The 23,005-nt window shown below is 55.6% G+C and carries 24 protein-coding genes; 8 read left to right on the top strand and 16 right to left on the bottom strand.

Features of this window, described 5'->3' with window-relative positions; translation table 11 throughout:
- Positions 1-220 precede the first annotated feature (220 nt).
- From MV985_RS06485 to MV985_RS06460, 6 genes are all read right to left on the bottom strand, one after another.
- Entirely contained in the window at positions 221-394 is a 174-nt protein-coding gene (locus tag MV985_RS06485; protein ID WP_297464522.1) for a hypothetical protein, read from the bottom strand.
- A gap of 199 nt (positions 395-593) precedes the next feature.
- A complete protein-coding gene (locus MV985_RS06480) occupies positions 594-1,241 on the bottom strand; it encodes a hypothetical protein (protein WP_297464520.1) in 648 nt (215 codons plus the stop codon).
- A gap of 71 nt (positions 1,242-1,312) precedes the next feature.
- Positions 1,313-2,554, bottom strand: coding sequence for an NDP-sugar synthase (locus MV985_RS06475; RefSeq protein ID WP_297464517.1), 1,242 nt, complete (start codon positions 2,552-2,554; stop codon positions 1,313-1,315).
- Between the two features lie 103 nt (positions 2,555-2,657).
- Positions 2,658-2,918 (bottom strand): DNA-binding protein, encoded by a 261-nt coding sequence (locus tag MV985_RS06470; RefSeq protein WP_297464515.1) that lies wholly within the window; start codon positions 2,916-2,918, stop codon positions 2,658-2,660.
- Complete coding sequence (gene feoB, locus MV985_RS06465; protein WP_297464513.1) at positions 2,918-4,897, bottom strand: ferrous iron transport protein B; 1,980 nt, start codon at positions 4,895-4,897, stop codon at positions 2,918-2,920. The genes MV985_RS06470 and feoB overlap by 1 nt, the downstream gene beginning before the upstream one ends.
- A gap of 9 nt (positions 4,898-4,906) precedes the next feature.
- The gene (locus MV985_RS06460) at positions 4,907-5,134 is read right to left on the bottom strand and encodes a FeoA family protein (protein ID WP_297464532.1); all 228 of its coding nucleotides are present in this window, start codon (positions 5,132-5,134) and stop codon (positions 4,907-4,909) included.
- A 204-nt stretch (positions 5,135-5,338) separates the two neighbouring features.
- On the opposite strand from MV985_RS06460, the gene MV985_RS06455 reads away from it, so the two are divergent.
- Genes MV985_RS06455 through MV985_RS06440 form a run of 4 tightly spaced genes read left to right on the top strand, consistent with a single transcriptional unit; the run spans position 5,339 to position 8,278 of the window.
- A complete protein-coding gene (locus MV985_RS06455) occupies positions 5,339-5,683 on the top strand; it encodes a DUF4870 domain-containing protein (RefSeq protein WP_297464511.1) in 345 nt (114 codons plus the stop codon).
- 37 nt (positions 5,684-5,720) lie between these two features.
- Positions 5,721-6,509, top strand: a complete 789-nt coding sequence (locus MV985_RS06450) for a 7-cyano-7-deazaguanine synthase (protein WP_297464509.1) — start codon at positions 5,721-5,723, stop codon at positions 6,507-6,509.
- Between the two features lie 28 nt (positions 6,510-6,537).
- Positions 6,538-7,269, top strand: a complete 732-nt coding sequence (locus MV985_RS06445; protein WP_297464507.1) for a protein phosphatase 2C domain-containing protein — start codon at positions 6,538-6,540, stop codon at positions 7,267-7,269.
- 1 nt (position 7,270) lies between these two features.
- Positions 7,271-8,278 (top strand): AIR synthase family protein, encoded by a 1,008-nt coding sequence (locus MV985_RS06440; protein WP_297464505.1) that lies wholly within the window; start codon positions 7,271-7,273, stop codon positions 8,276-8,278.
- 71 nt (positions 8,279-8,349) lie between these two features.
- Here MV985_RS06440 and MV985_RS06435 read toward each other — a convergent pair whose 3' ends face one another.
- The 3 genes from MV985_RS06435 to pepQ all read right to left on the bottom strand — a co-directional run bounded on the left by MV985_RS06435 (position 8,350) and on the right by pepQ (position 10,907).
- Positions 8,350-9,423 carry an mRNA surveillance protein pelota gene (locus tag MV985_RS06435; RefSeq protein WP_297464503.1) on the bottom strand — a complete coding sequence of 358 codons (1,074 nt, stop codon included), beginning with the start codon at positions 9,421-9,423 and terminating at the stop codon, positions 8,350-8,352.
- Positions 9,424-9,432: 9 nt separating this feature from the next.
- Complete coding sequence (locus tag MV985_RS06430) at positions 9,433-9,504, bottom strand: hypothetical protein (protein WP_297464530.1); 72 nt, start codon at positions 9,502-9,504, stop codon at positions 9,433-9,435.
- 356 nt (positions 9,505-9,860) lie between these two features.
- Positions 9,861-10,907, bottom strand: a complete 1,047-nt coding sequence (pepQ, locus tag MV985_RS06425; protein WP_297464500.1) for a Xaa-Pro dipeptidase PepQ — start codon at positions 10,905-10,907, stop codon at positions 9,861-9,863.
- 88 nt (positions 10,908-10,995) lie between these two features.
- Between pepQ and MV985_RS06420 the strand changes: the two genes are divergently transcribed.
- Genes MV985_RS06420 through MV985_RS06410 form a run of 3 tightly spaced genes read left to right on the top strand, consistent with a single transcriptional unit; the run spans position 10,996 to position 13,151 of the window.
- Positions 10,996-11,658 (top strand): haloacid dehalogenase, encoded by a 663-nt coding sequence (locus MV985_RS06420; protein ID WP_297464498.1) that lies wholly within the window; start codon positions 10,996-10,998, stop codon positions 11,656-11,658.
- Between the two features lie 49 nt (positions 11,659-11,707).
- Positions 11,708-11,968, top strand: a complete 261-nt coding sequence (locus MV985_RS06415) for a 50S ribosomal protein L35ae (protein ID WP_297464496.1) — start codon at positions 11,708-11,710, stop codon at positions 11,966-11,968.
- 46 nt (positions 11,969-12,014) lie between these two features.
- Positions 12,015-13,151 (top strand): tRNA (guanine(10)-N(2))-dimethyltransferase, encoded by a 1,137-nt coding sequence (locus tag MV985_RS06410; RefSeq protein WP_297464494.1) that lies wholly within the window; start codon positions 12,015-12,017, stop codon positions 13,149-13,151.
- Positions 13,152-13,171: 20 nt separating this feature from the next.
- Here MV985_RS06410 and glmA read toward each other — a convergent pair whose 3' ends face one another.
- Genes glmA through MV985_RS06375 form a run of 7 tightly spaced genes read right to left on the bottom strand, consistent with a single transcriptional unit; the run spans position 13,172 to position 22,215 of the window.
- Positions 13,172-15,517 (bottom strand): exo-beta-D-glucosaminidase, encoded by a 2,346-nt coding sequence (gene glmA, locus MV985_RS06405; RefSeq protein WP_297464526.1) that lies wholly within the window; start codon positions 15,515-15,517, stop codon positions 13,172-13,174.
- Complete coding sequence (gene glmD / locus MV985_RS06400; protein WP_297464492.1) at positions 15,517-16,497, bottom strand: glucosamine-6-phosphate deaminase; 981 nt, start codon at positions 16,495-16,497, stop codon at positions 15,517-15,519. Before glmD ends, glmA begins: the two co-directional genes overlap by 1 nt.
- Before the next feature lie 4 nt (positions 16,498-16,501).
- Positions 16,502-17,464 (bottom strand): ABC transporter ATP-binding protein, encoded by a 963-nt coding sequence (locus MV985_RS06395; RefSeq protein WP_297464489.1) that lies wholly within the window; start codon positions 17,462-17,464, stop codon positions 16,502-16,504.
- On the bottom strand, positions 17,461-18,432 hold the full coding sequence (locus MV985_RS06390) for an ABC transporter ATP-binding protein (protein WP_297464488.1): 972 nt from the start codon (positions 18,430-18,432) through the stop codon (positions 17,461-17,463). The genes MV985_RS06395 and MV985_RS06390 overlap by 4 nt, the downstream gene beginning before the upstream one ends.
- Positions 18,429-19,373, bottom strand: coding sequence for an ABC transporter permease (locus MV985_RS06385; RefSeq protein WP_297464486.1), 945 nt, complete (start codon positions 19,371-19,373; stop codon positions 18,429-18,431). Before MV985_RS06385 ends, MV985_RS06390 begins: the two co-directional genes overlap by 4 nt.
- 2 nt (positions 19,374-19,375) lie before the next feature.
- Positions 19,376-20,368 carry an ABC transporter permease gene (locus MV985_RS06380; RefSeq protein ID WP_297464483.1) on the bottom strand — a complete coding sequence of 331 codons (993 nt, stop codon included), beginning with the start codon at positions 20,366-20,368 and terminating at the stop codon, positions 19,376-19,378.
- A 56-nt stretch (positions 20,369-20,424) separates the two neighbouring features.
- Complete coding sequence (locus MV985_RS06375; RefSeq protein ID WP_297464481.1) at positions 20,425-22,215, bottom strand: ABC transporter substrate-binding protein; 1,791 nt, start codon at positions 22,213-22,215, stop codon at positions 20,425-20,427.
- 205 nt (positions 22,216-22,420) lie between these two features.
- On the opposite strand from MV985_RS06375, the gene MV985_RS06370 reads away from it, so the two are divergent.
- On the top strand, positions 22,421-23,005 hold a 585-nt coding region (locus MV985_RS06370; RefSeq protein ID WP_297464524.1), incomplete at its 3' end, for a family 1 glycosylhydrolase.

Here is a 23,005-nt window from a genome sequence, read left to right as displayed (position 1 = left end):
TGCAATAAGGCCCCAGGAGAATTGGAAGCTCCGGGGTAAAGGCGTTCAGCGTGAAGTTATGATGAAGGGGGAGTTATTTTGAGGGGATGGAGATGGAACGTCCCCCCTCAATAAGACTCGGGGAGAATTGAAAGGAAACTCGCCGAAAGCAGGCAGGAGAAAGCCCCTTTTGTTGTAATAACTGGGACTTATTGGGTTCTGAGGGGATCGGTTGAGGATTTTAGCCGTTACAGTGGGACCTCACTATGAAAACCCAAACCCTGCACTCCGATTCTCCCGGTCGTGGGGGAACCCGAAACACTTTCCTGTACAGGTGTCCCAGGATCCTGCCGAGGAGTACTGCAGCAATTCCCGATGGAAGCATGACCCTAATTGCCGGATCAACCCACTTCATCGGAACCACCCCTGGAAGTTCTTTCAAAAAGACTCGGGGAGAATTGAAACGATGCCACGCTGACTGCCGGAACGGGGTTTTGATTGAACTCCGGGAGAAGCCATGGTAGGTTGGGAAAGGTTCAGTTTTCCATATTCCTGAGGGGACAAAAACGGGCGGGATATTTTAGAAAAAGTTTGGGGCGACGCCCCGGAGGGAATCACTCCCATTCTCCAAGATCGAAAGGATACTTGGTCTTTAACACTGCCACCGCCATCAGGCCGGCGCCTATGAACTCCATGATGATGTCCCGTATCTTGTTGCTTATCGGCTCGTCCACGTGGGGGAGTATTGTGAGCGAGGCCGCGAGCTCTATGAACTCCCAGAGGATTCCGATGACAAAGAGCGCCAGCATGGAATACTTAATTATCGTCTTGGCGCTCCAGTTCTTGTTGTTCACCCTGGAGTACTCGAGGGCCATCTTGGCGAATATCGTCCACATCATCAGGCCGCCGAGAGAGTGGCCGATTATGTCGCCGTTCTCGTAGACGTTGTAGAGGTCAACGTTAAGTATCGGCACGTTGAGGAGCGTCACGTGGAAGAGGAAGAACACCGCCACGATTATCATGACGCCGTTGTCGTAGATCGGGCTGATCCATGGCCATATCCTTTTGCTGGGGTTCGGGTAGAGCTTTCTCACCGTGAAGACGAAGAGGAACACCAGGAGAGCAAAGATAGACGTCCTGAGCTGGGTGTCGCTGTGGTGCACCACCGCGTTCACGAAATCCAGAAAGACGACGAAGATGGAGAGGGCCAGCACCACGTCCTCCTTGCAGCTGAGTTTTCTTTTCTCGTAGAACTCCGGCATTTTACCACCACCCTCCTTTGGAGTGAAAAGATAAAAACCTGTTGCCCCGGACTGGAAACGAAAGGGGGAACTTAGAAGAGCCACTGGTTCTCGATGCATTCGTCACAGGGTGGCTTTTCACCGGCTATGGCCCTGAACCTCTTGTAGATGCACTCCGGTAGGCCAAGGGGACAGCGGTCGGGATACCTGCCGGGTCTTACCTTCGTCGGGTCAAGCTTTATCTTAATAAATGCCTCGTACTCCTCGACCTTCTTCCAGGGCAGGATCTTGGCGCCGTATATGACGAGATCGTCGTATATCTTCGCGTAGTCTCCAACCACTGCGTTCTCCTTAAGGATGACGTTCCTCCCGACGACGACACCCTCCCCAAGGATCGTGTCCTTCAGCTCGGCCCTCTCCCGGACGATGTCGTTGCCGATGAGTATCGCACGCTTGAAGTAGGCCCTGTCCTCAACGACTGTGTTGGGGCCGATGTAGGTGTAGGACTTGATTTTGACTCCGTGGCCTATCCTGACGCCTTCGTCTATGTAGACAGGCCCCTGAATCTCAACGTCCTCGGGAACTTCGGCGGTTTCCTTGATGGTCATGTAGCCGTCGTTCCTGGCTATCTCATCCATCGCAATCTGGTGGGCGTAGAAGAGGTCATCTGGTGTTCCGAGGTCCACCCAGTAAGCATCCTTCGGCATCCGGTGGGCGTATACCAGGCCGCTGGACACTAGCCTCGGGAGAACGTCCCTCTCGAAGTAGACCTCCCTGTTCCTGGGGATGTCCTCGAGCACCTTCCTGTTGACCATGTAGATTCCCGCGTCGATTAGGTTGGTCTTCGGTCTGCGGGGCTTCTCCTCGAAATGGATGACCTTTCCTTCCTCGTCGGTCTCGACGACACCGTAGCGCTCCGGGTCGTAGACCTTGGTGACGGCAACCGTTACGAGTCCGGCATTCTTTTTGTGGGCTTCGATTAGCTCCCTGAAGTCGAAGTTGGTGAAGACGTCGCCGTAGATTACGAGGAAGTCGTCACTGACGTAGTCCTCAACGTTCTTGAGCGCGCCGCCGGTCTCTAGCGGCATGGGGTCGTTGACGAAGCGTATCTCCTTGGGATAATCGGCCATTTTCTCCTCGACGAACTCACGTATCTCGCCGCGCATGTAGTGAACGGAGAGTATGACCTCGTCTATCTCCGGTATCTTCTCGAGGCTCTCCAGGAGATACTGGAGGTTGGGCTTTCCGAGAACGGGTATCATGGGCTTTGGTCGGGTGGATGAGAGTGGCCTCAAGCGGGTTCCAAATCCACCGGCGAGAATTACGGCTTTCATGCTATCACCGTTATTTCTTCAACGGGAGGTTTTATATGTTTTACGGCGGTAAAATAATGCCCCCCTATGATCCTCCGGTTACAGCTTTAACCGTGGGAGAAGCTTAATCTTTAACCCTGAACTTCAGGATCCTGACCCCTCCTGAGTTCCGGGATACAAAGCATTTCCCACCGCATATCTTCTTCAGGGGGCAGGTCTCACAGGTGGAGGAACCCCTCCGGATTTCCTCGACGTAGCCGAGGCTCTTCAGGATCTCGATTATGCCCTCAACCTCCTCAACAGTTGTACCGAGCTTCTCCGCTATCTCCAGAGGGGTTCTCTTTTCCCTCTTTATCTGTTCGAGAACAAGCTCGAGCTTTCCCATCATCCCAGCCCCATCGCAACTCCAAGATGCCAGATCAGAATCCCCACTACCGAGGCAACTGCCACCATGTAAGCGGTTGTAAAGGCCGCCCACTTCCAGTTTGCCTCGGATTTTATGGCCCCTATTGTCGCTATGCAGGGTATGTAGAGCGTCGTTACCGCCGTCAGCACGTATCCCTGAAGCGGGGCCATCGCGTTTCTTATGGCCTCAGGACTGCCGTATATGACGCCGAGCGTTGAGATCACGTTTTCCTTGGCTATGATTCCGAATAGCAGGCTCACAGCGGCCCTCCAGTCGAGGCCCATCAGCCTCATGTAGGGCTCGAAGAAGTGCCCGATTCTCTCGGCATAGCTCCCACCGGTTCCAACGGGGACGGGATAGTTGCTGAGGTACCAGATTATCACAGCCCCCAGGAGGATAACCGTTCCAGCCTTCTGGACGAACTCCTTGCTCCTCTCCCAGGAATGGAGGAGGAGGCTCCTGCCGCTGGGTATGAGGTACTCGGGCAGCTCAATGACGAATGGGGTGGTTTCACCCGGGACGAAGCGGCTCACGAGCCAGGCCGAGGCGAGGGCAACGGCGAAGGCCAGCACGTAGATGCTCGCCGCGATGAGGGCGCTCTTTCCGCCGAAGAAGAGGGCGGCCATAAAACTTATGACGCTCAGCCTGGCGGAGCAGGGTATGAAGGGGTTAACGAACATCGTGACCAGGCGGTCCTTCTCGTTGTCAAGTGTTCTCGCGGACATAACTGCCGGAACGTTGCAGCCGAGGCCGAGTATGAGGGGTATTATGGCCTTGCCAGGAAGACCGAACTTCCTCAGGATGCCTTCCATTAGAACGGCCACCCGCGCCATGTAACCCAGGTCCTCCAGGAAAGAGAGGGCCAGGAAGAGCAGGAAGACAAGGGGGAAGAAGCTGAGCACCATTCCGACGCCGCCTATGATTCCATCGACGATGAGGCCGCGGAGGACATCGTTTGCTATGTGCGGTGCCAGCCAGTTGCCGAGGAGCGTGAACGCATCCGAAAGCCACTCCTGCAGGGGCAGACCGAAGGCAAAGACGAACTTGAAAACGCCGTAGAACACCAGGGCCATGGCGATGAAACCGTAAACGGGGTGGATCAGGAGTCTGTCGAGCTGGTCGGTGAAGGCATCCCCCGAGGGCCTGCCATAGCTCATGAACTCATGCGTCAGCCTGTCAATGAACTCGTACTTCTGACCGGCTATGACGAGGTCCATCGCCTTTCCGTAGCGCTCCTCCACCTCGTTTATGTGGGTCATGACCTCCTCCAGCCCCTCCCTGCCGAGGTATCTTTCGACGAGCTTCATTACCTCCGCATCCCTCTGGAGGAGTTTTATGGCCAGCCACCGGAGAGGATATTTGGCGGCCAGCTTCGTGCCCTCCAGAACCCTCGAGATGTGCTCGATTTCCCTCTCCACCTCGGGATCGTAGCGAGGAACAATGGGATTTTCCCGGATCAAACCGTTGGCCACCTCCCAGATCCGATCCTTCAACACCTCCAGACCCTTCCCCTCTTTGGCGCTCAGGGGAACAACCGGAACCCCGAGAACCCTCGCCATTCTCTCCACGTCAATCTTTATTCCCTTCCTCTCGGCGAGGTCGATCTTGTTGAGGGCTATAACGACGTTCTTCAGGCCCATCTCAAAAATTTCCATGGTGAGGTAGAGGTTTCTCAGGAGGGAGGTGGCATCGACAACGTTCACAACCACGTCGGGATTGCCGTTGAGAAGGAAGTTCCTCGCGACGAGCTCGTCAATTGAATGTGCCGTAAGAGAGTATGTTCCCGGAAGGTCAACCACGAGAAAGCGCTGGCCCCGGTGCTCAAAAACTCCCTCCTTCTTCTCCACCGTAACCCCTGGCCAGTTCCCCACGTGCTGGCGCATCCCGGTAAGCGCGTTGAATATCGTCGTTTTTCCAACGTTGGGGTTGCCGGCCAGGGCAACCACTTTCATCGCCATGTTCCCACCTCAGATCTTCCTAACCAGGACCTTGGACGCCATTCCCTTGCCGACCGCCAGCCTCGTGCCCCCCGCCTCGATCACCACGGGACCCATGGAGTACCTTTCGATCACGCGGATAACCACCCCCGGCGCCAGCCCCATGGCGTAGAGCCTGCTCCTCAGGGTTGAGCCGCCGGTTATGTCCACAACCACGCCCCTCTCGCCGGGCTGGAGTTCGCTCAGGGGTACGATCATGTTCATCACCATTAGGCTGTCCTAATTCGATTTCCAGATCTCCCGGGAGATTTAAAAAGCTTTGGTGAGTCTAACAAAGCTCAGCGGTTCGAATTCACAATCAAAAAGTTCGTGAAAGTCCTGGGGAACTGCAGACCCCGATCCACCGGAAGGGTTATTTAAGGACGTGATCCAGAAGAAGTATAAAAGCACGGAGGTGTGGAAATGGAAAATGGAACCCCACGGAAGGGGAGAACATCGCTGGGGCTTGACGAGAACGTGGAGGGAATGCTCGCCTACCTCCTGGGGCCGATAACGGGGATTATACTCCTTATACTGGAGAAAGAGAGCGATTTCGTTCGCTTTCATGCGATGCAGTCCACAATAGCCTTCCTCAGCCTGTGGGTCCTTCAGATAATCCTGCGGGCGGTGTTTAGCCCCCTGGGAACCCTCGTCGGTCTCCTGGAACTCGTGGTCTGGATCGTCGGCATGGTGAAGGCCTACCAGGGCGAGCGCTACAAGTTCCCTATCGTTGGAGACCTCGCCGAGCAGTGGCTCGAAAAGGTCTGAGACGCAGGTTTTTAAGTGCCCCCGATTTATTTTTCCCATGCCGGCCATCAAAGATGCCATCGAGGAAATAAAAGCCTTCTCCGAGAAAGTCGAACTCCACGACAAGAGGATACTCCTCATGTTCTCCGGCGGAAAAGACAGCTCACTTGCGCTCTATTTGCTCAGTAAGGCCGGTCTAAACGTCTCCGCGCTCACCTTCTTTCACCGCTGGAGCTGGAGGGAAACCCTGAACTGGGCGATGAGATTCACCAAAAAGCTCGGCGTCGAACACTTCCTTGTGGACATAACGAACGGTCTCCTCAGGGAAGCGGTCGGAAGGAAGGGGCCGATCTGCATCAACTGCAAGAGGGTTATGCTCTGGAACGCAAAGTGGTTCGCCCTCAACAACGGCTTCGATGTCTTGGCGAAAGGCGACAACGCCAACGACAAGATAATAGGTGCCCTCCTCGACCAGTGTGAGAGCGACATAAGGCTCTGCGGGCTTCCGAAGATCGGGGTGCCCCTCTTAAGGCCGCTAATAAAATACACCGCCGAGGAAATCGAGGCCCTCGCGGACGAGGCCGGGATAAGGCCCTACCGCATGTATGAGCACGCGAGGAGGAGACAGTGGCGCGAGGGCTGTCCCCTTCAGTACATAGACCGCGAGGAGGTAGTAACTCCAGAACTCATGGAGCTTGTCTATAAAGTGAACTACGAGGTCAGCAGGATAGCGAGGAGAAGGAAGGTCCGCGTGAGCGTTCGCGTTCCGAGCTTCGAGGTGATGTGCTGGAACTGCGATGACGAAACGCTTCGCGAGGTTGAGAGAGTTGTTGAAAGGTTTAAATGAGGATTCACTATCTCCCAGTGGTGGGAGCATGAAGGCCACATGCACACCGAACCTCTGTGTCTTGACCCACATAGGCGCCAGGATGAACAACGAGGACGATTACGCTTTCCTCAAACTCACGGATGCCCACCACATAGCGGTCGCCGACGGCATGGGAGGACACGCAGCCGGCGAGGTAGCCTCGCGGATTGCCACTCAAACCGCCTCCGCCTTTATCCTGGATAACTACGAAACCGGGATGGACTGGCTGAACCTGAAGTTCCTGCTGAGGCTCTCCCACGAGCTTGCCCACTCGAACGTCATAGAGAACGCCGCCGGCGAAAGAAGAGGAATGGGAACGACGCTGATCTCGGCAATCGTTCGGGGAAACGAGGTCTTCATAGCCAACACCGGCGACAGCAGGGCAGCTCTTATCAGAGAGGGCAAAACAGTCGCAAGGACCGTTGATCACTCCCTCGTTCAGGAGCTCGTTAACAGGGGCGAGATAACCGAGGAGGAGGCATTCGGGCATCCGGCCTCAAGGTACATTACCAGCGTGGTAGGGGGAAGAAAGCCTCTCCGCGTTGACCTCTATCGCTGGATGGCAAGACCGGGGGATGCTCTCGTGATGAGCACCGATGGTCTCCACGACTACGTTCCCTGGAGGGAGATAGAGGAGATATCAAAGACCGGAAACGCGGCCGAGATAGCGTTCAAACTGCTGGAGAGGGCACTGGAAGTGACAAGGGACAACGTGACCATAGCGGTGTGGAAGTGGTAGGATGGAACTCCCGGCCGGAAAGCTGAGGAACGAGGTTCTGAGGGAGGTGGTCTTTCCGAACCTCGGCGTCGAGGATGCTAAGGTTGTCTACGGGCCGAGGGAGGGGTTTGATTCGGCAGTCATCGAATACGACGATGAGCACTACCTCATCGTCGCCACCGATCCCACACTCGGCGTTCCGGCCGAGACCTTCGGCTTCTTCACATACCATTTCGCCGCGAGCGACGTGGCGGTTTTTGGAGCCAGGCCGAGGTGGCTCATCATCAACCTCCTCCTGCCTCCGGGAACGGAGAAGGAGTTTCTGAAGGGCGTCATGAGGGACGTTAACACGGAGTGCAGGCGATACGGGAGCACGATAATCGGCGGCCATACCGGGGTTTATCCGGGCGTTTCAGAACCCACCGCAACAACCACCGCGATGGGTCTTGTGAGAAAGAAGGAACTCAGGCTCCCCCTGGCAAAACCGGGCGATAAGATTATCGTTACAGCCAAAGTGGGTCTCGAGTTCGCGGTCTCGGCCGCCTATTTCCGGGAGGAAGAGCTGAGGAAGTTCCTGTCGTTCAGGGAGATAGAGAGATTAAAGAATCTCTACCGCTTCGAAACCGTTGTTCCAGATGCTTTGACTGCAAGACCCTTCGTCAGGGGCATGCACGACGCGACCGAGGGTGGTTTAACAGCTCTGCACGAGATAGCGGACAACTCCGGCGTTGGATTCAGGGTTTACGCTGAAAAGCTCCGCCTCGATCCCCTCGTGAGGAAGGTCTTAGAGTTCTATGGCCTCGAACCATGGAGTGTCTCCTCAACTGGAACGCTGATAACGATAACCCCTCCGGAAAAATCTAATTCACTAATTATTGAATTGTATAAAAGCGGAATTATGGCGTTCGAGCTTGGCGAGTTCACGGGGGAAAAGAAGAGGATTCTCGTCGAGGGCAGCGAGGAAAGGCCGTTTCCGGAGTTCGAGAGCGATCCGTACGTGGGGCTTTACGAGGTAAAACCCCCTGGATAACCCTGTTTCGAGTTTCGATGATTCCTACCAACAGCGAAAGACGAAACAGACTCTGGCTCGTGTGTAAAAGCTCACTTCACCCTGAACCTCAGCAGGGCGGCCAAACCGCCCAAGGCCTTGAGCTTATCGCCGCCCTCGTGCTCCGAGCTGACGACCACCACTTCACCGCGGGAATACCTTACCGCGTCCATCAGCTCCTCGATCTTCTCCCTGTGCTCGCCTTTGAGTAGTTCATCCAGAACGAGGAGCGTTTCAACCGCGCCGTAGTTTACCGCTTCCTCAACTTCCTTGAGACCGTACGCAGCTAAGCCATTGTTCCTTGCTATATTCTCAAGCACCTTCTCAACGAGCTGTATCTCCTTCGCAACCCTGTTCTCGTGGTATACCCTGTCAACCGTTCCGCGCTTGATGACCTCGTAGATGCCAGTCCTTCCGGTCACGCTGGTGTCCTCTATGACCACCTTCTTGGCAAGCTCCGGGTAGTTCTCCTGCAGGAACCTGTAGAAGTCCTCCTTGACGAAGCCAGGGCCGGCAACGATGGCCTTTTCAACCCTCTCGCGCCTCATTACTTCCTCCATGGTCTTTGCGACATCGTGGAAGAACCTCTTCTCCTCGCTTTCCCTGTCGGTGTTGTACCTTTTCCCGCCGAGGTTGTGACGTATGCTGTTGAGAATCTCCAGCCCGTACTCCCTCACGAGGGCCATATCCGCTTCCCCGTCGTCAATGACGACTATCATCACCCTCGCGCGCTTTGATGCTTCAACCGCTTCCCTCAGTCTCTCGATGTGGTGCTCCTTCCAGCGGGGTTTCTCTATTGTCACGACGGTGCCTTCCTCAATTGCTATCGTGTGGTATTTTCCAAGGGGAACGTCATCCCTGCTCGCGTAAACTATCGGACCGGTAACGCGGACCTGGTTGGCGAACTTGTGGAAGTTTACCTTCTCAGCCCTAACGCCGAGGAAAACCGGAATGACCTCGACCTTCTCGGCCCTCAGAGAATCGCTTCTCTGGGCCTGTCTGCGGAGCGTCTTGGCGTAGACGGTATCGCCGGGGTCAATTATGTGGTAGAGGTGCCAGAGATCGTCGAGGGTCTCGGCCTTGACCTTCACCCTGCCCTCCTTGACGTCCTGATGGATTATCTGCATGATCTCACCTCAAAGGTCTTTGTAAACGTTCTCTCTGCGGCATATCCTAATCACGTAAACAACCTTAGCGGATTCGTCCACGCTGTAAATGATCCTATAATCCCCGACCCAAATTCGGTAGGAAAGGTAGCCCTTTTAATTTTTTGTATTGAGCACTACTTCATGGCTCATCGCGGATCTCCTCTAGACGAACCCCACTTCTCTTAATCTCTTCCAGCTCCCCTAGGAGCTCATGCAGTTCCCCCTCGCCCACTTTAGGTACCCAGTGAAACTATCAATCTGGGAGTCCAGTATCCTGAGTTCTTCCCGGATTTCCCTCAGTTCTTGGAGAATAACCTGTTCGGCGTTCTACATGGCACTCCTCGCTGTTCTTTTATTCAAACCAGCCCATAAAATTTTCGGAGCTGTTTCTTCTCACTCCAAAGTGAAAATAGGGGTCAGATAAGCTCCCTCTCCGTCTTGGTTAGTCTCTTAGCGCCGTTTTCGGTGATGACAACGGTATCCTCTATCCTGACGCCACCGAACCTGGGGATGTATATTCCGGGTTCGATAGTTATCACCATGCCAGGCTTGAGAACTGTCTCGTCCTGCTGGCTCACGCGCGGCCACTCGTGTATCTCAAGGCCAACGCCGTGTCCTGTTGAGTGGATAAAGTAGTCGCCGTAGCCGTACTCCGCTATTACGTCCCTCACCATGGTGTCGAGCTCTTTGGCAGTTATGCCGGGTCTTGCCGCTTCAACGCCCTTCCTCTGGGCCTCCAGGACGATTTCGTAGATTTCCTTCTGTTTCTCGTTTGGACTGCCCACGACTATCGTCCTGGTCATGTCGGAGTTGTAGTGCCGGTAAAGGGCCCCCTCGTCTATGACGACCAGATCCCCCCTCTCTATCCTCTTGTCGCTCGCCACCCCGTGCGGCAATGCTGAACGCCATCCGCTGGCGATTATCGTGTCGAAGGCGGGCTTTTCGGCACCGTTCATCTTCATGACGTACTCCATTTTAGCGGCTATCTCCCTCTCGCGCCTGCCCTCGCTTATCTCCTCCAGAGCGGCCATCATGGCCTGGTCGGCTATTTTGCACGCCGCTTCGATGGTCTTTATCTCCTCCGGTGTCTTGATTATGCGAAGCTCCCTGATGACCTCGTCAACAGTTGTGAAGTCCTCAACCCCGGCCTTCTCCCTCAACGTTTGAATCGTTGAAAAGCTCGTCTTTCCTTCAATTCCAATCTTCCTGAGCCTGAAGGAGGAGAGCCTCTCGTAGAGCTCCTTTCCGGTCTTGAACTTCTCGACAGGAACCTTCGAGGTCTCCTTAGCCTCTTCGTATTCAAGCTCCGGGACTATGAAAACTACTTCATCCGGCGTGACGACGAGATAACCGCCAAGGACTGGAGATGAGCCCGTGAAGTAGAAGAGGTTCTCGCGCGACCTTATGAGAACGCCGTCGAGTTCCTTCTCGGCTATGAACTCCCTGAGTTTCTCTATCCTCATTCCGCTATCACCGGAGGCCTCTAATCACCCAACAATAAAACCCTTTCGGGCGGAAGCGTTATAACTTCGGATGGCCTTACCTTCAAACATGGCGGTTTACCTCTTTGACTTCGATGGAACACTCGTCGACAGCACGGGCGCGGTGGAGAAGGCCCTTCGCCTGGCCATCGAGAAGACCATTCCCGCTGTGATAGAGAGCGATCTCTACGACGAATACTACAAGGCCCTGTTCCTCTTCATCAAGGGCAAGCTGACCTACCAGCACCTGGGCGTCATCCACGAGCTCGTCGCTCAGGGAACGATACACGAGTACTACAAGCTGATGCCCAAATACATCAAGGATTTTCCGTTCTCAAGAGAAGTCGTCAGGACGCTGAGGAAACGTGGTCGCTACGTTATCAGCTTTTCCGGAGAGCACACTTACCCCGGCGGCAAGGTCATCTTCATGAAGAAGACTAACTGGTACGACGAGTTCGACGAGGTTATAACTTTCAAGGGCACCAAGGACATGCTGACGAAGTTCCAGACGCTGAGAGAACTTTATCCTGACGAGCCTTTCGTCTGGGTGGATGACAGCCCGAGCAGGTTCACGTACATCCTCGACGAGAACACTCTTCTCGTACAAAAAGCCTCTCCCTACAAGAGCGATGTACCCCTCCTGCAGGAACGCCAGAACTTTCTTAAGGTTAAATCCCTCCGTGAGGTACTGGAGATAGACGAAGCGTTGATGGAGTTCGAGAACAAAGCTTAAAAGCGGGGGCGGGAAACCCCACCGGCAGGAAGCGATGGAGGTGAGGAGGATGGTGAAGGCGCTCGTTCTTGCCTACGCCGGGACCAAGGAGCACAGGGACAGCCACCACGTGATCCTCAAGCCCCTTGGAATAGATGACAGAAGCGAAGCCTCAAAGCTTATCGGCAGGAAGGTCGTCTGGAGAACGCCAACGGGCAGGAAAATGTTCGGGAAGGTTCTCAAGCCCCACGGTGATAGGGGAGAGGTTAAGGCTTACTTCAACCCGGGCCTCCCAGGACAGGCACTCGGCGACTACGTTGAGATTATCTGAGGGAAACCCTTTAAACGCCCCCACCTTTTCTTTCCCCGGTGAGAGGATGGAGTTAGCCGATGTGAGAGAGGGCTTAGCGAGAATACTCGTCCCAAGGGCCGAGCGCATATACGATGCCCCGGTTTTCTACAACCCGGTGATGGCCCTTAACAGGGATATAAGTGTTCTGGCCGTTAAGCTGCTCGAATCCAAAACGGTCCTCGATGCACTCTCCGCAACGGGAATCCGGGGCATCCGCTATGCCCTCGAAACTTCCGCGGAGGAGGTCTGGCTCAACGACATAAACGAGGAGGCCTTCAGACTCATTCTGAAAAACGTCCAGCTCAATTTAGGCGTTGGGAAAAAACCGCTCGACGAGAAGAGGGTACTCTTCGAGGGCAGGAAGAGGGTTGTCGTGAACCACGACGATGCCAACAGACTGATGGCCGAGAAGTTTCGATACTTCGACTTCCTTGATTTGGACCCTTTCGGCTCACCGGTGGAGTTCCTCGATACAGCTTTGAGGAGCGTCCGGAGGAGGGGTGTTTTAGCCGTTACGGCAACAGATACAGGTGTCCTCTGCGGGGCCTACAGGAACGCCTGTCTCAGAAAGTACCTGGCGAAGCCGATAAGGGGGGAGCTTTGCCACGAGGCCGGGCTGAGAATCCTCATCGGGACGGTTGTGAGATACGCGGCCAAGTACGACCTTGGCATTGAGGTTCTCCTCGCCTATTACCGCGACCACTACTTTAGGGTCTTCCTCCGGCTGAGGAGCGGCGCGAAGAAAGCCGACAGGAGCCTCTCGAAACTCGGCCACCTGTGGCAGGACGAAAACGGAAGGTTCGAGTACTCGGAGGGGTTCCTTCCGGAGAGGCCGAAGGCGTACGGCCCGCTCTGGCTCGGTCCGCTGAAGGATGGGGATTTCGTTGAGGGCCTGCTGAAGGAAGCGGAAGACCATACTCTGGCCCACGGGAAGACGCTCCCGTTCCTCGAACTCCTCAAAGAGGAGCTTGATGTCCCCTTCCACTACGACACCCATGCTTTAGCCAGGAGAAACGGCCTCCAGGCGAGAAAGCTCACCGATATGATTGAAATCCTAAAGGAGAAGGGCTACAAAGCAACGAGGACGCACTTCTCACCGAAGGCCATCAAAACGGACGCGCCCTTCGAGGAAGTTCTTGAAGCACTCAAGAAGCTCCAGTAAAGAGGGAAGGAGGCAGTGGATCAGAGGCCCAGCTCGAACTCCTTCCCGTGCTCGAGGACGAGGGTCAGGATTCCGCCTTCAAGGCTCTCGTCAACTACCCTGGCCCCAGCGGGCTGAACTTCAGAAACCCCCTGCAGGGCCACTTCGCTCCTCCCGCTCAGTTGGTTCCTGAAGCGGAGGGTGTTGCCGGTTCTCCCGAGGTAGGTGGCGGTGGAGTAGAGGATTTTAACCCCTCCAGCCGGAACGCCGAAGGGCAGGAAGAGGGCTCCCCTCCCGTTGAGTTCAATTTCATCCATCAGTCTCGGGATCTCTATTCCGCGGTAGCGTATTTTTCCAGCGACCCTGTGGCCGCGCGGGTTGAGAACCGCCAAATAGTTCCCGCGCGGGAGGAGTATCATGTCCCTGTCCGTGACTTCAAAGGGCCTTTCAACGTTCTGCATCTCGAGGAGCCTGTCCACGAAGCGCCTGTGGAGGTCGTGGTAACTGGTATAGTACTGCAACCTGAAGCCGAGGACGATGGCGCTTCCCTTCCCCTTCCTCACGAGCGTTCCGACGGGCCTTCCGTAGTGGAAGACGAAGGGTTCTCCGCCTTTAACCTCCCTGACGGTGTTCCTGACGAGCATCCTGTCTATTCCACCGCCCTCAACGCTGGTGAACTGGATTAATCTCGGGTTATCTCTAGCTTCCGCCCGCTCGACCTCGACGCCGAGGAAATCTGCCAGAGCCGAGTAGGGCCTTATGTTCTCGTCGAGGTATGGGAGCATCGGCAGAATCACGAGGTTTCCGCCCCTTGAAACGAACTCGACCAGCTTGTCCTGAACCTCTCTGGCAAGGAAATCGAGGCTGTAGACCCAGAGCTGACCATAGCCCAGCATCTCCTCAACGCTCGCCTCCTCGAGGTCGAGGACGTCGAAGGGGACGTTGCTCATCGCCAAAAGCGTGAAGAGGCCCCTCTCACCGAGGAGGTACTCGTTGAGATTGACGCTTTCGGTAAGGCCCTTTCTGAGGCCGAAGATGGTTAGGGCCTCGTAAGGCTCGTAGGCGCCGAAGGCGACCGTAGTCTCAAGTTCGGTGTCGAGGAACCTTGGGTTGCCCTTCAGGAACTCGCCGAGCCACTCGATAGGCTCGACGTGCTGCCTCTCGCTTCCGTCAAGGCCTATCGGCGAGTAAACGTCCCAGGTAACGCCGTTGTGCGACTCGTAGCCCTTCGGGTTTTCTCCACCCACGTAGAGGTAGTAGTTGACGTTGGGGATTCCAAGGGCCGGGAGGAGGGAGTAGAGCAGCTCAGCCTCGTCAGGTTCTATGGTGTGGGCTAAGGAGGACTGCGTCTCGATGCTGAGCGGTGGGGTTCCAAGCCTCTTCCGGTAAAAGTTGTAGATTCCGATCTTGTAGTAGACGTGGCCGAGCCTGTCCTCCTTGAAGTCGAAGGAGCGGTAGAAGGAGTACCAGAACTCGGTCCAGAGGTGGATGTCGAGGTTTTTCTCCTTAACATATCTGTAGAAGTGCCTCCAGGCGAGCTGGAGGAGGTAGGGGTCGAGTATGCTTATCGGGACGTCGACGTAGCGCTTCATGTGATTGTAGAGGTGCTCGACGTAGCGGTTGGTCATCCATATCTTGAAGTGGTGCCAGTCCAGTATCTTCGTAAGCGGCTCGGTCTCGTCCTTGGGAGGTTTAATCTCTGAGTAGTCGGCGAAATCGGAGCCGTACCTCTCGCCAAGCTCATCAAGGGAATAACCTTTCCTCAGAAACTCCTCCCAGAGGCCGCCGGGCCTCGTTACGACCTCGTTGTAGTCAGTCAGGAAGGGCTGGAAGATGGTCTCCCAGTAGGAAGGTTCGTCGTCGATGGAGACGCTGATTATCGGCCCGCCGTTGGTGTAGAGGTAGTCTTTGATGATCGGAAGGACGGCGTCGTACCACATGGAAACGGCCTCAAGGTAGGTCGGGTGGAGGTAGGTGATGGGGGGATAATAGATGTCCCTTGGAAGGGGTCCGTTTGGTCCCCTGGCGAGTATCTCGGGGTGCTCGTTTATCAGCCAGTCTGGAATACCACCGTTCCTCCACTCGCCGCAGATGTAGGGGCCGGGACGAATTATGACGTTCATCCCGAGTTCCTGGGCGAGTTCGAGGAATCCCACTAAGTCCCTCTCCGGAGTAGTGTCTCCAGTGAAGTCGAAGGCCCCCGGCTCCGGCTCGTGCCAGTTCCATGCTACGTAAGTGTCGACCGTGTTGAGGCCGTGTTCCCCCATCCTCTCCAGCCTTTCCCTCCAGTGCCTCCTCGGAACGCGGAAGAACTGGAGCGTTCCGCCGTAGATCACCGTCCTCCTGCCGTCGATGACGTATGCTCTCCCGTCGTGATCCACCCTCATCACCACTTCACCACCTTGCTCAGAAAGCGCGGGTTGTCAGGGTTCAGGCCCCTCTTCACGGCCTTGTAGTACGCCAAAAGCTGAATCACCGGCGTATAGAGAAAGAGGTTTCCTGGCGGGCTTAACCGGGGGACTTCGATGAAGTAGTCCGCCCCGGTGTCTTCCCTCCCAACGGTCAGAACCTTTGCCCCCTGTCCCTGGAACTCCTTCGTGAGCTTCTCGTGCCAGTCGAAGGGCTTCTCCACGAGGAGAACGACGAGAGTTCCCTCGTCGGCGATGGACTTGAAGCCGTGCCTCACCTCGAAGGTCTGGTAAGCCTCGCTCCAGAAGATGGCCATCTCCTTCATCTTGAGCATCGCTTCCAAGGCGACCGGGTAGAGTATTCCCGAGCCGAGGAAGATGACGTTGCGGAAGTCGAAGCCGTCGACGATTTCCCTGATGTAGTCCTCGCTCTTCAGGACTTCGCCGGTCAGCTCCGAGACGAATACCGCATCATAGGTCTCCTCCCCGAAGGAGCTGAGGAGGAGCTGGAGGTAGGCGAAGTAGAAAGCCGAAAATGAGTGGGTCATGACGACGCTTTCCTCGTGGGCTGGAACGATAAGCGAATAGTCAGCTTTCCTCGATAGGGTGCTCTCGTAGGCCGTGATGGCGAACCTCTTGGTGTTGAGGCTCTCGAGTGCGTTTATCGCCTCGGTGGTTTCCCCGGAGCGCGAGATTGCCACGAGAAGCTCCGGTTCCCCAATCGGGTAGTTCTCTTTAGCGTAGAGAAGTTCGGAGCAGGGGACGCTAAGTCCCCTGCCCCCAAGGCGGGTGGTTGCCATGGCCAGCGGCTTCGCTAAGAAGTGCGAACTGCCGCAACCGGTATAAACCACTTCTCTCGGTAACCGGAAGTCGTGACGGGTTACAAACTCCTCAAAGGTCTCCTGGGCTTTCATTATCCCCTCAGGGGTCTTTCTGATCTCCCTCAGCGTCGCGTGCATTCACTCACCCCCCGTAGAGATGACAGGCAACCCAGTGGTTCTTCTCAACCTCAACCAACCTGGGCCTCACTTTGAAGCAAACGTCTTTGGCCTTCGGACAGCGCGGGGCGTAGCGGCAGCCTTCAATGGCATAAACAGTCCCCTCCTCCTTCTCCGGCTCGATTCCCCTGAACTCCCACTTCACGTTGATGTCCGGAACGCTCTCGAGGAGCATCTGGGTGTATGGATGGAGCGGATTATGGAAGACCCTCTCGGTGTCGCCCATCTCAACTATCGTCCCGCGGTACATGATTATCGTCGAGTCGCTGATGTAGTAGCCCAAAGCTAAGTCATGGGTGACGAAGAGAACCGAGGTGCCGTATTTATCCCTGAAGTCGCCGAGAAGGTTGAGCACGTCAATCCTCGTACTCGCGTCGAGCATCGAAACGGCCTCATCCGCTATGAGGAGTTTTGGTTTTACCAGCAAAGCCCTCGCTATCAGGATCCTCTGAAGCTGGCCGCCGCTGAGCTGATGGGGGTACTTCCCGCGGACTTCTGCAGGATTGAGGCCGACGTTCCTCAGGGCCTCGTTAATCATCTCCTCGCGCTCTTCCGCCCCAACCTCCGGAAGGAACGAGCTGAAAACGAGGTAGAAAGCCCTGTCAACGATGTGGAGCGGGTTGAAGCTCGCAAATGGGTCCTGGAAGACTGCCTGCACCTTCCGGTAATAATCACTCTTGAGTCTCTTCTTGCTGAACCCTGTTATGTCCTCGCCCTCGAAGAGTATTCTCCCGGATGTAGGCGTGAGCAATCGGAGGATGAGCTTTCCGACGGTTGTTTTACCGCTTCCGCTCTCGCCCACAAGGGAAACTATCTCCCCCGGCTTTACCTCGAAACTCACATCATCAACGGCCTTTATTTCATAGCCTCCTATGAGTCCAGACGTGAAGACCTTGGTGAGATGCTCGACCTTGAGGAGTTCGCTCATTGGTTCTCACCCCCAAGGAGGTGGCAGGCGGCATAGTGGTCATCTCCAACCTCGACGAGCGGTGGTTCTTCTTCCCTACAGCGGTCCATGACATAGGGACAGCGCGTGTAGAAGCGGCAGCCCTTCGGCGGGTTAAGGAGGCTGATGGGGTAGCCGGGAATCCCATTGAGCTTGGTCTCCTTATAGCGGACGCCTATCTTGGGAAGCGATTCGAGGAGAAGCTTCGTGTAGGGATGCGCCGGGCTGGAGATCATCTCCTCCGTCGGGGCTATCTCCGCCACCTTGCCGGCGTAGAGTATCATCGTCCTGTCCGCTATCTTGTCGAGTAAGGCTAAATCGTGGGTAACGAAGATGATGGACTTGACGATGCCCTCCTCCATGAAGTGGTGGAGGAGTTCTATCACAACCCTCTGCGTCGTAACGTCCAGGGCTGATGTCACCTCGTCCGCTATGAGCAGGTCGGGGTTGAGGAGCGTGGAAACCACCATTGTCGCTCTCTGCCTCATCCCACCGCTCAGCTCGACGGGATACATATCAGCGACCTTAGGCGAGAGCTTTACCATCGCCAGTCTCTCGCGGAGGAGTCCCTCAACCTCGCTCCTGTCCTCGTACCCGTGTTCTCTCGCCAGGTCCCAGACGATGTCCTTTATCTTCTTGGTTGGATTCAGCGCGTTCATCGCGTACTGGGGGATTATCGAGAGCTCGGTGTAGCGGATTTTCCTCGCCTCCTCCTCGCTGAGTTTCATAAGATCCTTTCCTTTGAAGATGGCCTCCCCGCCGGCGTGGAACATGGGCGGCTTTCTGAGGATGAGGGAGTGAACGAGCGTTGACTTTCCGCACCCGCTCTCGCCGGCGATTCCGAAGACTTCTCCTTCCCTGACGTCAAAGCTTACCCCATCTACGGCCTTGACAGGCCCCCTGGGCGTTCTGTAGTAGATTTTGAGGTCCCTGATTTCGAGGAGGCTCATTCTCCACCCCTCCTCAGTCTGGGGTTGAATACCTCCTCCATGCCGAGGTTGATGAAGAACAACGCCGTGATGATGAGGGTGATTATCAGCCCGGGCGGTATGAACCACCACCACCATCCGAACTGGAGGGCGTTGTGGGCTATCGCCTTCTGGAGTATCGTTCCCAGAGAAACTGCCGTCGTTGGGCCGAGGCCGATGAAGTCGAGGGTCGCGCTCGCCAGTATCGCCCCGCTGAACTGGAGGATTCCCACCATGAAGATGTAGGAGATCATATTGGGCATTATCTCGCCGAAGATTATCCTGAGGTCGCTTAAACCGGCGAGTCTCGCGAGGTTGACGAACTCCCTGTTCTTCAGAGAGAGGGTTTGAGAGCGAACTGCTCTAGCCACCCACGGCCATCCGGTGAGGCCTATGATGAGGGCCTGTATCTCGGGGCTTCTGGCTTCGAGGTAGGCCGCGACGAGGATGAGGAGCACTATCGAGGGAATGACGAGCATTATGTTGACGAACATCATGAGGAGCTCGTCAGTCAGTCCGCCCCTGTATCCGGCAACGAAACCTATAGTTATACCAAGGAGTGTTCCGATTATCGCCGCCAGCGTCGCTATCCAGAGGCTCGTTCTGAGTCCGTAAACGAGCTGGGCGTAAACGTCCCTGCCGAGCTTGTCGGTTCCGAGTATGTGGAGCACCTCCACGTGCCTGCCGCTGTAGGTGATGAGCGTCTCGCGCGTCATCGGCGGGAGGGTTCTTGTGGAGTAGGTTGCCACCTCCATGTTGCTTCCGGGCAGTTTCTCGTAGTAGAGGCCGTCGCCCGCGAAGGGTGTGAAGAGCGGCCCGATTATCGCAAAGATTATGAAGAACAACAGTAACCCGAAGCCGAAGCGGAATTTGTTGTTCTTCAGCGCGAGCCTGAACTTGTAAAGCCTGCTCTCCCTGGCCATCTTCAACCCTCCGTGTAGCTGGCCCTGACGCGCGGGTCAATGAAGGCGTAGACGATGTCAATGATGAAGTTGGCCGCTAAGACCGAGATGACAACCATGAGGAAGGCCCCCTGGAGGAGGAAGTAGTCCTGGCTGAGGGCGGCGTTCATGAGGAGGATTCCTATCCCCGGGTAGTTGAAGACTATCTCCGTCGCTATCGCCCCGGCCACCATGAGGCCGAGCTGAAGAGCCAGTCCCGTCACCTGGGGCAGGATGGCGTTCCTGTAGGCGTGCTTGGTCATGAGCTTCTCACTGGCACCGAGGGCCTCTAAATACCTGACGTAATCGGCTTCCAGCTCGTAGATGATCATATTGCGCATTCCTATGGCCCAGCTGCCTATCATAACCACGAAGAGGCTGAGGAAGGGGAGTATCCAGTGGGAAAGGAAGCTCTTTATGAATTCCCAGTTAAGGCCGGGAACGAGGGAAGGGTCATAGGCCCCCTGATAGGGCAGCCAGCCGAGTTTGACGCCGATAAAGTAGACGAGCAGCATCGCGAACCAGAAGTAGGGCATGCTCGCGAGGAAATAAAAGAGGGGCATCATCCACCTGTCGTAGCGCCTGTTCTTTCCCGCTATGGCACCAAGCCAGTTTCCAACGATCCAGCTGAGGGCTATCGCCGGAAGGAGTATGACAATGTCATAGGGAAGGGAGTGCCTGATTAAATCCCAGACAGGGGCCTTATAGAGAAGGCTGTAGCCGAGGTCCCCGTGGAAGAGCCTGACCCAGAAGTTAACGAACTGCCTCCAGAGGGGCTCGTTGAGGCCGTAAAGGTCCTCGTAAAACCTGATTAAAATCTCCTTTTCCCCGGGGCCGAGGTTGAGGTTCGACTCTATCATGGCCTCTATCGGGTTTCCGGGCATGAGTCTGGGGAGCAGCCAGTTTATCGTCACGGCGAAGAGGAAGGTTATAGCGTAAACGGCAGTCTTCTGCGCGAGATACCTTCTGAATCCCATGGTCTTCCCTCCGTGAGTTCAGCCGGTGGTGAAAGGGAAAGGGCAAAAGGGGAAGATCAGTTCCTCCTCTTCCGGTAGAGGGCGAGAGGTATGAGAGCGAGACCGACGAGTATTGCCGGGCCGCAGGTGCTCCCGCCACTGTCTGTGGTAGTCGGGCTCGGGGTTCCGGCGGGCTTGACACCGAGGAGTGCTAAGGCGGTTCCCCAGGTTCCGAAGCCGGGCCAGAATATCGGGACTCCGTAGGGATTCTTCTCGTTGGGCCAGTTTGTCCAGTACTGGGTGTTGGCCTCGTAGAAGACGGTACCAGTGTAGACCGGAACCGCCGGAACATCCTCGAGCCATATCCTGGTGAGCTCCTTGAGGTACTTGACCTGCTCGTCCTCGTTCGGGGTTGCCGAAAGCTTCTGGAGGAGCTCGTTGGCCCTCTCGTTGTGGTAGTTGCCAAAGTTCGCGCTACCCTTATCGGTCTCGTTGTTGTAGTACATGAGGCTGTAGTAGACACTGTAGGGATCGGCCTTGAAGGTTCCCGCCCAGTGGAGTGCCAGATCGAAGTCGCCGCTGTTGAGCTTTTTCATGAAGAAGTTGGTCCAGTCGCCCTTGTCGATGACGACTTTTATTCCGAGCGGCTTGAGCTGGTTGGCGATTATCTCCCCGGTCTGTATCCAGTCGGAACAGCCGGCGCAGGTGACGAAGTGAAGTTCGATGGGCCTGCCGTTGTACTCCCTTACGCCATCCCCGTCGGTGTCCTTTATGCCGAGCTGGTCGAGGATCCCCATGGCCTTCTCAAGGTTGCCGTACTGCCAGCCGTACTCCTCTATGAGCTTTGGAGCGTCCATCTTCTTTTTCCAGTTCTCCATTATGGGGCCCAGGGGGGTCTGGTCGGGAACGTCGCTTATCGGACCCTGCTCCACTATCTGCTCAGGGTTGATTGCCATCGCTATGGCCCTCCTGAAGGCCGGCATGTTCATAGGCGGCTTTTCCGTGTTGAAGTAAAGGACCACCGGGACGACCGGCGGGAAGTAGGGCGGTCTGTCAAGCCAGCTGACGATGTTGGGATTCTGGCTCTTGAGCTGTGCTATGTCGAGATAGTAGGTTGCAACATCCAGGTCACCCTTAAGGAAGGCGTTTGCCGCCTGGTCGTTGGAGCTTATATAGAGCTGGATTATGTACTTGGCAGCTGGCTTGTTGAAGTACCTCGCTCCCCACCAGTCCTCGTTCCTCTCGAGGATGCTCTTCTGCTGCTGGATAACCTCCTTGAGCTTGTATGCGCCGGAACCGACGAGGTACTTCTGCTCGTCACCGAGGAAGGTCATGGTCTTGACCTTTTCCGGGTCCAGGTTCTCAAAAACGTGCTTCGGTATGATGAGGGTCGTGTAGAGGTTGCTTCTCCAGACCCAAACGTTGGGCTGTCCGGAGAAGCGGAACTGAACGGTTCTGTCGTCCACGACCTTTATCTCCTTCAGCCCCTCGATCTTCTTCAAGCCGAGCTTCTCGTAGTACTCGAAGGAGAACTTCACATCCTCCGCGGTTAGTGGTTCACCGTCCTGCCATTTAATGCCGTCACGAAGCTTTACCTCGAAGGTGGTGCTGTCAACCCACTCGCCCTTTTCGGCGAGCCAGGGTTTGAGTTCGGTGGTCATGAAGTTGAGCATGAAGAGGGGTTCGAACACCAGGCCGTCTATTCCTATTATGTTGCCTCCCTGGAAGGGATTGGCGCTGGTCGGGGGCGCGCTGTTGGCAGTGTAGATGGTTTCGCTCCGGGGAAAATCCTCGGCGCCGGCAAAAGCAAATCCGCCCAGGCTTCCCACAAGAAGAACCGCTATGGCCAGGGCCAGATACCTTTTCATAGTTTCTCACCTCGTTATAAACAACGTCAGTTTTATAACTTCCTCCGAATCTATATAAGCTTTTTGGTGCACAGGACAGGGTTGTGGTGGACTTAAATGATCATAAACCCGGAAGTGCACGATGAAATCCTGCTCATTGGTGTATTGAACAGTGCAGTGGAAAATTATAAAAACGATTGAATCTATAACCCGGCAGGTGGAACCCATGGTGAACTTTCATTGGGGAGTGGTTCAATCGGCCTTTCAGTTTGAGATGGGTGACTCGTTGAAACGTAACATTGACGCGAGAACCGACTGGTGGGCCTGGGTCCGGGATCCATTCAACATAAAGAACGATTTAGTTAGCGGAGACCTGCCGGAGGAGGGCATAAACAACTATGAGCTCTATGAGATAGATCACCGCCTCGCGAAAGGACTCGGTTTAAACGCCTACCAGCTGACGATAGAGTGGAGCAGGCTCTTCCCCTGTCCGACGAAGGGCGTTGAAGTCGATTTCGAGAGGGACTCCTACGGCCTGATAAATCGGGTGAAGATAACCGAGGAAACCCTCCGTAAGCTCGACGAACTCGCAAACCACCGTGAGGTGGAGCACTATCTTGCAGTACTGAAGAACCTGAAGAAGATGGGCTTCTCCACCTTCGTCACGCTCAACCATCAAACACTCCCCATATGGGTCCACGACCCGCTCTGGACGCGCGAGAGCTTTGAAAAATCTCGGGCGAGGGGCTGGGTCGACGAGGAGAACATACTCGAGTTCGTCAAGTTTTCAGCTTATGCTGCGTGGAAGTTC

Source organism: Thermococcus sp. (assembly GCF_027012695.1).
Taxonomy (GTDB): Archaea; Methanobacteriota_B; Thermococci; order Thermococcales; family Thermococcaceae; genus Thermococcus.
Note: the sequence above shows the minus strand (reverse complement) of the source record. Positions and strands in the feature narration are given on the sequence as shown.

Coding starts and splice junctions, on each gene's coding strand:
- MV985_RS06485 (WP_297464522.1), bottom strand. CDS start 394: ATGAAGTGGGTTGATCCGGCAATTAGGGTCATGCTTCCATCGGGAATT.
- MV985_RS06480 (WP_297464520.1), bottom strand. CDS start 1,241: ATGCCGGAGTTCTACGAGAAAAGAAAACTCAGCTGCAAGGAGGACGTG.
- MV985_RS06475 (WP_297464517.1), bottom strand. CDS start 2,554: ATGAAAGCCGTAATTCTCGCCGGTGGATTTGGAACCCGCTTGAGGCCA.
- MV985_RS06470 (WP_297464515.1), bottom strand. CDS start 2,918: ATGGGAAAGCTCGAGCTTGTTCTCGAACAGATAAAGAGGGAAAAGAGA.
- feoB (WP_297464513.1), bottom strand. CDS start 4,897: ATGGCGATGAAAGTGGTTGCCCTGGCCGGCAACCCCAACGTTGGAAAA.
- MV985_RS06460 (WP_297464532.1), bottom strand. CDS start 5,134: ATGATCGTACCCCTGAGCGAACTCCAGCCCGGCGAGAGGGGCGTGGTT.
- MV985_RS06455 (WP_297464511.1), top strand. CDS start 5,339: ATGGAAAATGGAACCCCACGGAAGGGGAGAACATCGCTGGGGCTTGAC.
- MV985_RS06450 (WP_297464509.1), top strand. CDS start 5,721: ATGCCGGCCATCAAAGATGCCATCGAGGAAATAAAAGCCTTCTCCGAG.
- MV985_RS06445 (WP_297464507.1), top strand. CDS start 6,538: ATGAAGGCCACATGCACACCGAACCTCTGTGTCTTGACCCACATAGGC.
- MV985_RS06440 (WP_297464505.1), top strand. CDS start 7,271: ATGGAACTCCCGGCCGGAAAGCTGAGGAACGAGGTTCTGAGGGAGGTG.
- MV985_RS06435 (WP_297464503.1), bottom strand. CDS start 9,423: ATGCAGATAATCCATCAGGACGTCAAGGAGGGCAGGGTGAAGGTCAAG.
- pepQ (WP_297464500.1), bottom strand. CDS start 10,907: ATGAGGATAGAGAAACTCAGGGAGTTCATAGCCGAGAAGGAACTCGAC.
- MV985_RS06420 (WP_297464498.1), top strand. CDS start 10,996: ATGGCGGTTTACCTCTTTGACTTCGATGGAACACTCGTCGACAGCACG.
- MV985_RS06415 (WP_297464496.1), top strand. CDS start 11,708: ATGGTGAAGGCGCTCGTTCTTGCCTACGCCGGGACCAAGGAGCACAGG.
- MV985_RS06410 (WP_297464494.1), top strand. CDS start 12,015: ATGGAGTTAGCCGATGTGAGAGAGGGCTTAGCGAGAATACTCGTCCCA.
- glmA (WP_297464526.1), bottom strand. CDS start 15,517: ATGAGGGTGGATCACGACGGGAGAGCATACGTCATCGACGGCAGGAGG.
- glmD (WP_297464492.1), bottom strand. CDS start 16,497: ATGCACGCGACGCTGAGGGAGATCAGAAAGACCCCTGAGGGGATAATG.
- MV985_RS06395 (WP_297464489.1), bottom strand. CDS start 17,464: ATGAGCGAACTCCTCAAGGTCGAGCATCTCACCAAGGTCTTCACGTCT.
- MV985_RS06390 (WP_297464488.1), bottom strand. CDS start 18,432: ATGAGCCTCCTCGAAATCAGGGACCTCAAAATCTACTACAGAACGCCC.
- MV985_RS06385 (WP_297464486.1), bottom strand. CDS start 19,373: ATGGCCAGGGAGAGCAGGCTTTACAAGTTCAGGCTCGCGCTGAAGAAC.
- MV985_RS06380 (WP_297464483.1), bottom strand. CDS start 20,368: ATGGGATTCAGAAGGTATCTCGCGCAGAAGACTGCCGTTTACGCTATA.
- MV985_RS06375 (WP_297464481.1), bottom strand. CDS start 22,215: ATGAAAAGGTATCTGGCCCTGGCCATAGCGGTTCTTCTTGTGGGAAGC.